Below are 13,082 nucleotides of genomic sequence, written 5' to 3' on the forward strand. Positions count from 1 at the left end.
GGGGTGGTGCCGGTGAGGAGGTGTCCTTCGAGGTCGGTGTCTCCGTGGGCTCCGTAGTGGTTGGGGCTGATGCCGGTGAAGACCCCGGTCTGGGTCCCGGAGAGGTGGTGGGGGTTGATGCCCGCGTGCTCCAGCGCCTCCCACGCCGTCTCCAGAAGCAGCCGCTGCTGCGGATCGATGGCGCGGGCTTCGCGGGGGGAGATGTTGAAGAACGCGGGGTCGAACTGGTCCGCGTCGTGGAGGAAACCTCCGTACCGCGTCGATGAGGTCCCCGGCCGGCCGTGCAGGGGATCGTCGTCGGCCGCGTCGGCGGAAGCGGCTTCCGCTGGATCGCCGTCCTGAGGGAGAAGGGCTTCGAGGTCCCAGCCGCGGTTGGTGGGGAAGGGGCCGATGGCCTCGCGGCCCTCGGTGACCAGGTTCCAGAGGTCTTCGGGTGAGCGGACTCCGCCGGGGAATCGACAGCCCATGCCGACGATGGCGATGGGCTCGTGTTCCCTGTCCTCCGCCTCCCGCAGCTGCTGGCGGGCCTGGTGGAGTTCGCCGCTGACGCGCTTGAGAAAGTAGCGAAGCTTCTCCGGGTCCTCTGCACCCACGACTGTCTCCCTCAAGTGCCGTTGTCTGAATCGGTGTCACGGCAGACGGAGGTAGCGTCGACTACGTGCTCCCCCGTCGGCACAGCCCCAGGTTGCTTCCGCTCCTGATGGGCTGTCATCGCCGAAATTGCTCACTGGACGGCGCCGGTACGGACGGTCGCCGAGCGCCGTCCGTACCGTCCGATCGTGTGTGGCGGCCTGGCCTGCGCCTGGCTATGCCGCGTGTTGCGGCGCGCAGCCGAACGGGTCCATGCCCGTCAGCGCGGAGAGAATCGGCGGATGACTCCAGTCCGCCGGGCGGAGCGTCAGATCGACATGGAAATCGCTTCCCTGGGGCAGCCGCAGCGGACCCACCATGTCGACCAGGAGCGTCGGTTCCGAGGAGGGCGACGCGTCCGGGGCGTCCCCCGATACGCGGGAGACCGCGTGCAGGTACCAGACGCCGGGCGGCAGATCGGGCAGCCGGAATCGGCCGGGCGCGCGGACCACGGCGGTGACCGCGGGGTGGCCCTGGAGAATGGGGGTGCTGAAGAGGCCGAGGTAGGCAAAGGTCAGCGGGTGGTCCTGGGCGACGATCGTCCCGTGGATCGCATGGGCCTCGCTCGGCGCCAGTGCCCGGATCGGAGTGATCGGGGCGACGTCCGCGGAGGCTCCGACGGCAGCGCCGGCACCCGAGGCTCCGCCGCCGGCCGAGTCGGCCGACTGCTGCGGCCCGCCCGTGCTCCACTCACCCGCCATGTGCCGGTACTTGGTCGGCGACACCCCCACCGACTCGCTGAAGCGCCGGGAGAACGTACCCGTACTGCTGTATCCGACCTGCGCGGAGATGTCGGCCACATTGAGCGTCGTGGTCCGCAGCAGGCGCTTGGCCTCCTGGAGACGGACGGCGCTGAGGAACCGGCCGGGCGTCACTCCCGTGACGCGGCTGAACACCCGCAGAAAGTAGAACTTGCTGACCCTGGCCGAACGAGCTAAGTCGTCAAGTGTCAAGGGCTCGTGGAAGCGATGATGCATGGTGTCTATCGACCGCTGGACCAAATGTTCCATCGTCATCTCCGGGTGGCCAGGAGGAGATCAGGACTGGTGAACAAGACGGCTCGGAAGCCGTGAGGGGGAGACGCCCGTTCGAGGAGCACGGGTCGGGAAGAGCGGGCGGCGGACGGCCCGGTGATCCGTGGGGGCGACGGGCGATCTCTTGGGGCCGCGGCCGTGGGGAACGGCGCGGCGCGGTGGCGTTCAGCGGCGCCGGGCGGACGGTGCCGTCGCGCCGGCGGACGCGGCTGTCGCGCTGAGGGGGCGAGGGCGGGCGAGGGATCCGCCACGCGTCCGCGTGGGCCGGGATCCGGCACCGCCGAAGACCTGACTTCCGTGCACGTACAAATTTCGCCTCGCCTCTTCTGCCCTGGTCAGTGAAAGGAGCGGAGTACGACTGCGGTCCTGCCGCCTTGGGTCGCGTGATGCGGCGTACGACTGCGTGGCATCGAGCGTCGGCTTCACGTCCGGTGGATCGAGTGCCCGGCCTGCCATGTGTGTTCGCGGTGTCGGCTGTTCGCTGTTCGCTGTTCGGTGTGTGGTGTCCGTTGTCCGGTGGTGCGTAGGGGCGGGCCGGGGTCCGATCGTGCAGGCTGGATCGTGAATCTGTCTTCTTCGTTCTTGCTGACCTTGCCTGCGGCGGTAGCGGCGGGAGGGGTGTGAGCAACCTCGGCGATGACGGCGTCGCATGGCTGACTCACCCTGGAGATACCTATACCACCTTGGAGTATGACGATCCGGGAAGCGCAGGAAATGCCCCGAAAGGGTCACTGCGGGGTCGAGGCCGGTGCTGTGGCCGAAGCCGGGTGTGCACGCGAGTTCCCCCGGGGACGCGTGAGGGTGATGATCATTCGTGGTGAGAGAGGCAATGCAGGGACGTCCGTCGCGAAGGGGGAGCCATGCGGCTGGAATTACTGGGTACCGTCCGAGCCTGGCGGCACGGGCAGAGGGTGGCGGTGGGGCCGCCCAAGCAGCGTGCGTTGCTCGGGTTTCTGGCGGGGCGGCTCAACAGCGCGGTGAGCATCGAGGAGATAGCGGACGCGGTCTGGGGCAGTGTGCTGCCGAGGACCGCGGAGAACGCGGTGCACACCTATGTGGCGGGTCTGCGCAGGTCGCTGGAGCTGCCCCGTACGCAGGAGGGGACGCTCTCCGCGCTCGTGTCGACGGGCGGCGGATACCAGCTCCGCATGAATCCGGAGAATGTCGACGCCCGCAGTTTTGAGCACCGGCTGACGGAGGCTCGCGGGCTGCGGGCCCGCGGGGAGCGGGAGCTGGCCCTCGACCTCCTGGAGTCGGCGCTCGACCTGTGGCGGGGGGAGCCGTACACGGCCATCCCGGGACCCTTCGCGGGGGTGGAGCGGATGCGGCTCCAGGAGCTGCGGTTCGCCGTGGTCGAGGAGTGGGCGGCCGAGATGCTGGCGATGGGCCGGCACGCCGAGACCGTGGCTCCGCTCGGTGATCTGGTGGCCAAGGAACCGCTGCGCGAGCGGCTGCGGGCGCTGCTGATGCTCTCGCTCCAGGGGTGCGGCCGACGTGCTCACGCGCTCGCCGTCTACCGTGAATCGCGGGAGCTGCTCCAGGCGGAGCTGGGCATCGAACCGGGGCAGGAGTTGCAGACCCTGCACCACCGGATCCTCACCGGCCACCCGGCTCTTCTGACCGGGGACGGCGGAGCGCGATCGGGAGCGGGATCGAGATCGGGATCTGGTGCGGGCGCGGGATCCGGCGTGGGTGCGGGCGCCGGATCAGGCCCGGGATCGGGAGCCGAGGGTACGAGGACATCGGGCGCGGCGCCGGTCTCCGTCGGCGCGGAAGCGAGCGCCGGGAGCGGTGCGCCGCGCCCCGCCCAACTGCTGCCCACGGCACGGGGGTTCGTCGGCCGGGGAGTCGAGGCGCGCAGGCTGCGGACCATCATGGCGGAGAGCTGTCGACGGCCGGAGCCGGGTCCGGTGATCGCGGTGGTCGAGGGCGCTCCGAGCGTCGGCAAGAGCGCGCTCGCCCTCCGGGTCGCGCACGAGATGGCGGACAGCTTTCCCGACGGGCACTTCTTCGTCGACCTGTGCGGGAGCAGCCTGCGGCGCCGGCAGCTGGGGGCGAAGGAGGTGCTGGGGCAGGTGCTGCGGAGCCTCGGGGTCACGGAGGCGCGGCTTCCGGAGGATCTGGAGGGGCGGACGCGCCTGTACCGGGAGTCGCTGAGGGGCACGCGGACCCTGTTGTTCCTGGACGACGCCCACGACCTTGTCCCCTTGTCCCCGCTGCTCTCCGAGGGCCCGGCGTGTGTGCTGGTCACCAGCCGCTGGCGGCCCGCCGGACGGCTGCCGATCGGGCGGCTGCTCCGGGTCGAGCTGCCGCCGCTGACTCCCGAGGAGGCGGTGCAGCTGCTCTCGTGTCTGGCGGGGCCGGGGCGGATCGAGGGGGTACGGCGGGAGGCGCTGCGGCTCGCCGCGCTCTGCGGGCACCTTCCGCTTCCGCTGCGGATCGCCGCGGACGCGCTGGTGGAGCATCCGGGGCTGTCGGTCGCTGAGCTGGCTGATTCCACCGAGGGGGGCAGGCTGGACCGGCTGACGGTGGTCGGGGACGCGGCGGCGAGTCTGCGGATGAGCTTCAGGAAGTCCTACCGGGCGCTGTCTCCGGAGGTCGGGCGGATGTTCCGGTTGCTGGGTCTGCACGACAGCAGAGAGATCACGGTGGAGGTGGCGGCGACGCTCGCGGGCGTCCGGCCGGGGATCGCGGGACGGCAGCTGGAGGTCCTCGCGTCGGCGCATCTGCTGAATCGGACGGCGCCGGACCGGTACAGCATGTGCGATCTGCTGCGTCTCTACGCAGCCGAGCGCGCGGCGGAGGATCCGGCGCTGAGCCCCACCCGGGGGCTCTCGGAGATGCTCGCGCGGTGCGGTGTCCGCGAGGAGGGCACACCGGGTCCGCCCCGGTGGGCGGCGGTCCGGCACGGGGCCGGCCGCTGACCGTCGGTGCGGGACGCTTCGTAGGCGTAGGCGTAGGCGTAGGCGTAGGCGTAGGCGTAGGCGTGGACGTAGGCGTGGGCGTGGGCGTGGGCGGAGGCGTAGGCGTGGACGTGGACGTGGACGTGGGCGTGGGGCACGGGCGGTCGGCAGTCGGCGGACTCGGATGTGCCGACGGCGGAGCGCCGTCGGGCTTCGGGCGGGGCCGGTGCGGAGCTACGCAACGACGGAGATGCGGTGACGCGTCCCCGCCGGGCAGAGTGGGAGGGCGGCGGACACGCCGCGAGCGCCGTGGTCGTACGGCGTCCCACGGCCGGCGGGCCCGCGGCGAGAGCCGTGGACGGCGCGCCGGCGCGAGGAGCAGGGGGGAGACCGATGAATGGGGGCGGTTCGATGAGCGGTCGCACGGTGACCGAGGCATGGGTACGGCGCTTCCATCCGTCGCCGGACCACGCGTGGCGGCTCGCGTGCTTCGCGCACGCGGGCGGCGCGGCGAGCGCGTTCCATCAGCTGTCCGCCCGGCTGGGCCCGGCCGCCGAGGCGCTCTGTCTGCAGTATCCGGGCCGTCACGACCGCCACGCCGAGCCCTTCCTCACCGAGGTGCGGCTCATGGCCGACCAGGCGCACGAGGCCCTGCGGGCCTGGCGGGGGCCCGATGAGCGGCCGTTGGCGCTGTTCGGGCACAGCATGGGGGCGATCGTCGCCTTCGAGGTGGCGCTCCGGATGGAGGCGGAGGGGCTGCCCGCCGCGCACCTGTTCGTGTCCGGGCGCAGGGCGCCGTCGACGCACCGGGACGAGCGGGTCCATCTGCGGGACGACAACGGCCTGGTGAAGGAGATCCTCGCGCTCGGCGGCACGGAGCCCGAGGTGCTCGCCGACGCGTCCGTCCGCAAGCTGATCCTGCCGGTCGTACGGAACGACTACACGGCGATCGAGACCTACCGCTGCCCCTCGGTCGCGCTGCTCGACCGCACGCCGGTCACCGCGCTGGTCGGGGAGAGCGACCCGAAGGCGACGCTGGACGAGGTCGGGGCGTGGGCGGACCACACCGCGGACGACTTCGGGCTGCGGGTCTTCGGCGGAGGGCACTTCTATCTCGCCGACCGGGCCGCGGAGGTGGCGACGGCGGTGACGGAGGCTCTGAGCGTCGGGCGCGCGGCGCCGGTGGAGGCCCTGAGCGCGGGGCGGGCGGTGCTCTGAGCGCGGGGCGGGCCGCGCCGGCGGCGGCCCTGGGCGCGGGCCGGGCGGTGCCGACGGGATGACGATGACACCGGTCGCCGGCGCGCGGGGGAAGCCCCGGGGAGCCCCGGGCAAGACCCCGGGGAAAACGCGCCGGCCGACGGGATCTCTCCGTTCCGTGATGCGCGCCGGAAGGCACCGCCTAGGGGGATGACCTAGGGGATCGCGGGAACAGCACGTGATATCACGCCCGTTCCACTGATCGAGAGCACGCCCGCCCCAGGGAATCCCGGCGGCGGCGGAAGGAAGATCACCGGGATTCGACGTGTGCGCCGGCGGCAATTCATGGGAAACAGTAGCTGTTCCGGCGTCTTTTCCATCGGCTGCGCGGGCGTCCACCATTCCTCCAGAATTTCCCCAGACGGGCCCCGGCAGACTGCGCTCGAAGCCCCCGGGCCAGGAATTCACGGATGGGTCCGCGTCGCGGCCTTCCTGGATCGCACGGGCCATTCTTCGTCACAGGAAATCTTCCCCTGGAGGGCTCGGTGCGCACAGAGACAGCGACCACGGCCGGTACACCCCGTACCGTCGTCAAGGAGAACCGGAGAGCCGGCCGGGCCCGGGGAGCGGGAGCGACCGTACCGGTGATCGACCGGCGGCGGGGATCCGCGCCGGGCCATGGGACCTCCACGCTCGATGAGCTGTTCGGCAGGGTCGCGGCCCGGCGTCCGGGGGCCGTCGCGGTGGAGAACGGGCGGCACGGCATCACGTACGAGGGGGCGCAGAAGCGTTCGGGCCGGCTGGCGACGGCGATGCTGCGCTCGGGGGTGCAGCTCGGCGACCCGGTGCTCGTGCACTGTACGGACCATGTGCAGACGCTGGTGGCGCACTTGGCCGTGCTGAAGGTCGGCGGTGTGTGCGTCCCGGTGCCGGGCGGGGCGGACGAGGGCGGGCGGGAGCGGGCCGCCGCCGTCAGCGGCGCCGAACTCGTCCTGTGCAGCGGCGCCACCCGGCGCGGCTGGCCGCTGCCGGCGATCGTCCTGGACGACGAGCGGACCTGGGCGCGGATCACTCCGCTGCACATCGACCGTTCGCTGCCCCGGTCGAGCGCCACGGACGCGGCGTATCTGCTGGTCGGACGCGAGCCGACGGCCGCGCCGACGGGCCATCTCATCGACCACCGGGCCTGGCTCCTGGCCCTGGCCGACCGGGCCCGGCGGGCGGGCAGGGCCGAGAGCGGGGTGCTGTGCTGCCAGGAGCCGGGGGACCCCGACACCCTGACGTCCCTGTGGTGGGCGATCTCGGCCGGCGGCACGCTGTACGACCGGCAGCCGGCCGTCGACGGGGCGGGCCGGGGGCGGCCGATGGCGGTGGGCCGCTACACCGCCGCGGTGTTCAGCCCCCGGGCGTACGCGGCCGTCCTCGCCGACGCGGCGCAGCGGCCGACCGCCCGGCTCGGCACGGTGGTGCTGGTCGGCGAGCCGTGTCCGAGGGAGCTGGTCGAGCGGCACTTCGAGGCGCTGCCCTACACCAAGCTGCTGGCCGAGTTCGCGCCGGTGGACGGCGCGCTTCCGTGGGCGGCGGTGGAGCACTCCCGGGAGGACGAACCCTTCCGCGCGGAACCTCCCAACACGCCTCCCAACACGCCTCCGAGCGCGACTCCGAACGCGGAACCCGCGCGCGCCGAACTCGTACGGGCCGGAGCCCCGCACCCCGGGCGGCTCGTGGGAAGCGCGGTGCCCCGGGTGCGGATCACCGTGCGCGACGCGGCCGGCCGCGCCGTGTCGAGCGGGACCGTCGGCGAGATCTGGGCCTCGGGCGCGGCCCTGCCGTTCGACCGGCTCGGTGTACGAGGGGCGGGCTCCGGGCCTGTCGCCGGAGCGCCCTTCGCGGTCTCCCGCTATCGCGGACGCTGGCGGGAGGACGGGCTCCTGGAGGTGACGGGCGGCCGGGCGGGCGGCCTGGTCCGGACACCGGAGCGGACCGCCGAGGCATGGTGAGGGACACCCGCGGGCGCAGGTGAGCGCGGCCCCCGGGGCGACACCGGCGGGCGGAGGCCCCCGTACCGCTCAGGAGGACGCCGGCGCGCGGACGCCGGCGCACCGGTCCCGGGGTCACCCCCTCGCGCGGACGCCCCGCCGTGGGGGCGGGGCGGGGGCCGTCGCCCTCAGCCCCCGGCGGGGGCGGTCCGGCCCGGAAGCTCGTAACGCACCTCGGTCAGCCGCTCGGACAGCTCCCAGAGCGCGGCGGCGGTGCCCCGGTCGCGTACCGTGCGGCGGCCGTGGCGCGGGGCGGGCGCGCCGTAGATCTGGAGCGGGCCTCGGGGGGCGATGTAGGAGCCGCCGGGCAGGTCGGGCGCCGTCGCGGCGTAGAGCGACGGCCTCGCTCCGTTGACGACCGGCTTGGCGAGGGCGTGGACGGCGCGCGGCACGAGGGCCCGCCAGAGCCGGCCGGAGTGGCCGACCTTGGAGATGACGCCGGTGTCGGTCATGCCCGGGACGGCGATCATGCTGCGCAGCGGGAGGCCGTGCGCGGTTGCCCAGCGGTGCAGCTGCGCGGAGAAGTACACATTGGCGCGCTTGGACTGGCCGTAGGCCACCCGGGGGACATAGCGGCACTCGGCGTTGAGATTGGCCAGGTCGAAGGGGGCCAGGAGCTGGCCCTCGCTGCTGACGGTCACCACCCGGGGGGCGTCGGCGCGCAGCAGACGCGGCAGCAGCAGGCCGGTGAGCGCGTACGCGCCGAGGTGGTTGACGCCGAACTGGGCCTCGAAGCCGTCGGCGGTGCGGGTCAGCGGCGGCATGACCAGACCCGCGTTGTTGATCAGCAGATCGAGCCGGTCGTGGTCCCAGGCGGCGGCGAACGCGCGTATGCCGGCGAGGGAGGCGAGATCGAGGAGGCGCAGCTCGGCGCGGGCGGCGGGCGCCTCGGCGCGCAGCCGGTCCAGGGCGGCCTCGCCGCGCGCCCGGTCCCGGCAGGCGAGGACGGTGTAAGCGCCGCGCCGGGCCAGTTCGCGCGCGGTGACATAGCCGATGCCGCTGTTGGCCCCCGTCACCACGGCGATACGGCCGGACTGGTCGGGCATCCGGGCCTCGGTCCAGGCGGCGGATCCGGCGGTGCGGAAATGCTTCATGTCGCGTGCTCTCCTGTCGATTCCGTCGGGGCGGCGGTGAATCGGCGAGACGCCGAAGGAGCGTCGCCGGTGCGTTCCGAAGGGATGGCAAAGGGCGGGCTGTCGCGTAATGAATGTACCGGTCGGGCGGCCGCTCTCCCCTTTTCCGGGAGGCTTTGAGCAAGCACGAAGAAGACATGGGCGAGAGGGCCGGAGGATACTCGGCCCTGCCGGAAGGAGCCGCCATGTCTGTCCGGCCTTTTCCTCGCAGTCGAAAGCATGGAGGAAGCATGGGTGTGATGGGTGAACATGCCGTGGTGGTGGGCGCTTCCATAGGCGGTCTCGCCGCCGCCGGAACGCTGTCGGAGAGATATGGCCGGGTCACGGTCGTCGACCGTGACGCCCTGCCGGAGAAACCCGAGGACCGCCGGGCGGTGCCCCACGGCGGTCACGCGCACGCGCTGCTCGTCAGCGGACGGATCGCCCTGGACAAGCTCTTCCCCGGGCTGACCGACGAGCTGGTGGCGGGCGGCGCGGTGCTCTTCGATCCGGGCTACGACCTGCTCTTCCATCAGATGGGCGCGCTGCGGGCCCGATTCGCGAGCGGCCGCTGCGGGGTCAGTCTGAGCCGGGCCTTCCTGGAGCAGAGCATGCGTTCCCGGGTGCGGGCGCTGCCGAATGTGACGATACGGGACCGGACGCTGGTGGACGGGTACACGGCGGGCGGCGGCCGTATCACGGGTGTGCGGCTGGAGGGCGGCGACCGGCTGCGGGCGGATCTGGTCGTCGACGCCACGGGACGCGGCGGCGGAGGCCCCGCGCGGTCCCTGCGGGAGTTCGGCTATCCGGCCCCGGACGTCGTCACGATCAAGATCGATGTCGGGTACACGACGCTGATGCTGAAGCGCAGGCCGGGGGATCTGGCCGGGAACGGGCTGCTCTATCTGATGAGCGCCGTGCCGCCGCACGACAAGCGGGCCGCGGCGGCGTTCGCCGTGGAGGGGGACCGGTGGCTGGTGACGCTCGGCGGCTGGCACCGCGCCCACGCCCCGGTGGACCGGGAGGGCTTTCTGCGGTTCGCGGCGGAGCTGAAGGCCCCGCAGATGACGCAGCTGCTCTCCCGCGCCGAGCGGCTCGACGACTCCGACGCCCGCAAGTTCACCTATCCGGCGGCCCGGCGGCACTACTTCGAGCGGCTGCGCCGGGTGCCCGCCGGCTATGTGGCGCTGGGCGACGCGATCTGCAGTTTCAATCCGCTGTACGGCCAGGGCATGACCGTCGCCGCGCTGGAGGCGATCGAACTGGGCCGTCGGCTGGACCGGTTCGGCCGGGCCTCCGCCGACATGGCGCGTTCCTTCTATCGTGCCGCGGGCCGGATCATCGAGACTCCGTGGATGATGGCGACCAGCAGCGACTATCTGTATCCGGAGACGCAGGGGCCCCGGCCGTTCGGCATCGGCCTGGTGAACGCCTATGTCCGTGAGCTGATGCTCGCCAGTCATGTGTCGAAGGACATCTCCCTGGTGATGCTCGACCTCCAGCATCTGCTGGTCTCGCCGCTGTCGGTGATGCGCCCGGCGACGGTGGTCCGTTCGCTGCTGGCGGCCCGCCGCTCGCCGGCCCGCCCGTCCGCGGCGCGCGCCTGACGGACCCGAGCGGCCGGGGCATGTCCGCGGGGCCCGGGCGGTCCGGTCGTCCCGGCCGCCGCCGGGCGCCTGAGGAAGTCCCGCCGCCGGCCGCCCGGCGCCCGGGGAGGCCCGGCCACCGGGTGCTCGGCGGCCGGGCAGGTGACCGGGGCCCCGGGGCCGGTCCGGTGACCGGGCTGCCCGCGAGCCGTCCGGTCACCGGGCACGTCAGCCGGTGACGGGGACGGTCAGCCGGGCGCGGCGGGCCGCCCACAGGGCGCGGACCACGGTGCCCGGCCGGAACAGGACCGACGGCCGGGCGAGCAGGCTGGTCACCTCCAGCAGCATGCGGTGGATCCGGGCCGACACATGGGAGGCCCGGACGACCTTCCCGACGTACCAGGTCCGCAGCGCGTGGCCGCGCGGCCGCCGGCCGACCGTCTCGGGGTACATGAAGTCGCTTCCGGTCGACAGCTGCCACGGCATGTCGATCACCTCGGCCACCTCGCGGAAGTAGGCGCGCGGCAGCCTCGGCGACGCGGCTCCGTACCGGTCCAGACACCGGCCGAGCCGGACCGCCTCCAGGATGGCGACCGTCATGCCCTGCCCGTAGAACGGGTTGAAGCTGCAGATCGCGTCGCCGAGCGCGACGAACCCGGCGGGCGGTGCGGCGAGCCGCTCGTAGTGGCGACGGCGGGCGGTCGGCGCGGTGAAGCGGCGGGCGTCGCCGTCCTCCACCGGCTCGGTCGTGGCCAGGAGTTCGGCGACGTGCTCCAGCGGCAGCCCGGCGGCGAACCGCTCGAATCCCTCCGCGCCCACCGGCGCGTTCGCCCGGTGCCAGCCGCCGAGGGTCACGATCCAGCGGTCGCCCTCGATGGGGGCCACCGCGACGGCCCGCTTGTCGTGCGGGGGCACCCCGGTGAAGACGTACGCGAGGGAGCGGCCCGGCAGCTCGGCGGCCTCGCGGCGGTAGAGCCGGGTGGTGTAGCCGACGTCGATCCTGATCGACGACTCCTCGGGCGTGGGACAGCCCAGCTCCTTCAGCCAGCGGTCGGTACGGGAGGAGCCGCGCCCGGTGGCGTCGACGACGAGGTCGGCGCGGATCGTCTCGCCGCCCTCCACGACGACGCCCGTGATCCGGTCGGCCGTGCCCAGCAGGCCCTGGACGGCGGTGCGTTCGCGGACGTCGACATGGGGCTGGGCCCGGACCCGGCGGCGCAGGGTGCGTTCCAGGAAGGGGCGGCTCATGGTCACCAGACGCAGTCCGCTGTGAAACCGGATCCTGCGGTGGCCGCCGTGGTGGAAGAGGGTGTCGCGTCCCATGTCGAAGGGGACGGCGCCGCCGTCGAGCAGTTCGTCGGTCACGCCGGGGAAGAGTTCCTCCAGCGTCTGGCGGCCCTTGACGAGCAGGGTGTGCGCGTGTCCGGCCTGGGGGACGCCGCGCCGGTCCCTGCCGTCGTCCGGCAGCTCGTCCCGGTCGAGAACGGTGACCCGGTCGAAGCGCGACGCCAGGACCCGGGCCGCGACCAGCCCGCCGATGGAACCGCCCATGACGACCGCGTGACTTCCGTGCGAACTCATCTGACCTCCCGTGGGGAATGTGGGCAGGGGGATGCGTACGGAGTGCCGCGCCGGCCGTGCGGAGCGCGGGAGCGCACGGGCCGGCGGTGCAGCGCGCGCCGGGCCGGGGAAGCGGACCGTGCCGCGCGTGGAGATGAACGCCGGGACCGGAACGTCCGGGCCGGCGGAACGAAGCGCGCCGGGCCGCCCGGTGGGCGGCCCGGCGCGAGGTCTCAGGACGCGTACAGCTCCGGCAGTGCGAAGGCGAGCGAACATCGTTCGCTGTCCGCCGTCCGCACCCGCTGCGACGGCACCAGCGCCATGTCGACCTCGATCGAGGCCCCGGGGGTGACGACCACCGGGCCCATCGAGCCCGCGACCACGGAGTCCTTCCGTGACGGGCTCAGCGAGACCGCCTCGACGTACCACCGGCCCGCGGGCACATGGGCGATGGTCCACGGATCCGAGGACCGCACCACGCGATAGCAGCGGGCGGGCCGGCCGCTGGACCTCGCGGCGTGGAACGCGGCGACGAAGACGGGCACATGGTCCAGCCCGTCCTCGCGGTGGAGCCGGCCCCGGACCGAACCGTAGGTGTAGGACGCGTCCGCGCTTCCGGCCGCGAATTCGACGGCGTCCGGGCCGAGTTCCGTCATCCTGCGGTACTGGCCCGGTGACACGCCGAAGGTCTTGGAGAAGCGGGTGGTGAATGATCCGATGCTCATGTAGCCGACCTGGAGTGAGATGTCGGCGATACTGAGATCGGTGCGCAGAAGGTGTTGCTTGGCCGCTTCGAGCCGTACCGCGGTGAGGAATTGGGCGGGCGGCAGGCCGGTCTGCTCGCGAAATACCCGCGCCATGTGAAAGGGAGTCAGTCTCGCCATTTCACCCAGATCATGCAGGGACAGCGGTTCTTCGTATCTTTCTCGAATGCCCTCGATGACGTGCTCGATCTCGATCCGCATCGATCGCCCCCGTTTTCTGCGGATGCATCTTGTCGCCGACAGGTTATGCATGAGCA

The 13,082-nt window shown here is 72.7% G+C and carries 9 protein-coding genes; 4 read left to right on the forward strand and 5 right to left on the reverse strand.

From position 1 onward, the window contains the following. Positions 1 to 593: beta-ketoacyl synthase N-terminal-like domain-containing protein (locus tag ACF089_RS21775; protein WP_392028959.1), on the reverse strand; the 593-nt coding region annotated here is incomplete at its 3' end. Between the two features lie 213 nt (positions 594 to 806). Next, positions 807 to 1,640 (reverse strand): helix-turn-helix transcriptional regulator, encoded by an 834-nt coding sequence (locus ACF089_RS21780; protein ID WP_392028961.1) that lies wholly within the window; start codon positions 1,638 to 1,640, stop codon positions 807 to 809. Positions 1,641 to 2,524: 884 nt separating this feature from the next. Here ACF089_RS21780 and ACF089_RS21785 point away from each other — a divergent pair. From ACF089_RS21785 to ACF089_RS21795, 3 genes are all read left to right on the forward strand, one after another. Beyond that, a complete protein-coding gene (locus ACF089_RS21785; RefSeq protein WP_392028963.1) occupies positions 2,525 to 4,588 on the forward strand; it encodes a BTAD domain-containing putative transcriptional regulator in 2,064 nt (687 codons plus the stop codon). A 390-nt stretch (positions 4,589 to 4,978) separates the two neighbouring features. Continuing rightward, positions 4,979 to 5,785: a thioesterase II family protein gene (locus tag ACF089_RS21790; protein WP_392028965.1), complete on the forward strand. Its 807-nt coding sequence runs from the start codon at positions 4,979 to 4,981 to the stop codon at positions 5,783 to 5,785. Positions 5,786 to 6,309: 524 nt separating this feature from the next. Beyond that, entirely contained in the window at positions 6,310 to 7,764 is a 1,455-nt protein-coding gene (locus ACF089_RS21795; protein WP_392028967.1) for an AMP-binding protein, read from the forward strand. Between the two features lie 167 nt (positions 7,765 to 7,931). Here the strand turns inward: ACF089_RS21795 and ACF089_RS21800 are convergent, their stop codons facing one another. Next, positions 7,932 to 8,897 (reverse strand): oxidoreductase, encoded by a 966-nt coding sequence (locus ACF089_RS21800; protein ID WP_392028969.1) that lies wholly within the window; start codon positions 8,895 to 8,897, stop codon positions 7,932 to 7,934. A 278-nt stretch (positions 8,898 to 9,175) separates the two neighbouring features. Here ACF089_RS21800 and ACF089_RS21805 point away from each other — a divergent pair, with 278 nt between their 5' ends. Continuing rightward, positions 9,176 to 10,522: an FAD-dependent oxidoreductase gene (locus ACF089_RS21805; RefSeq protein WP_392028971.1), complete on the forward strand. Its 1,347-nt coding sequence runs from the start codon at positions 9,176 to 9,178 to the stop codon at positions 10,520 to 10,522. Positions 10,523 to 10,729: 207 nt separating this feature from the next. On the opposite strand, the gene ACF089_RS21810 is transcribed toward ACF089_RS21805, so the two are convergent. Together ACF089_RS21810 and ACF089_RS21815 are read right to left on the reverse strand one after the other, a co-directional pair. Further along, positions 10,730 to 12,082 carry an FAD-dependent oxidoreductase gene (locus ACF089_RS21810; RefSeq protein WP_392028973.1) on the reverse strand — a complete coding sequence of 451 codons (1,353 nt, stop codon included), beginning with the start codon at positions 12,080 to 12,082 and terminating at the stop codon, positions 10,730 to 10,732. Between the two features lie 212 nt (positions 12,083 to 12,294). Next, positions 12,295 to 13,077: a helix-turn-helix domain-containing protein gene (locus tag ACF089_RS21815; protein WP_392028975.1), complete on the reverse strand. Its 783-nt coding sequence runs from the start codon at positions 13,075 to 13,077 to the stop codon at positions 12,295 to 12,297. Between the last annotated feature and the right edge of the window lie 5 nt (positions 13,078 to 13,082).

It is taken from the genome of Streptomyces sp. NPDC014894 (genome assembly GCF_043080985.1).
Lineage (GTDB): Bacteria > Actinomycetota > Actinomycetes > Streptomycetales > Streptomycetaceae > Streptomyces.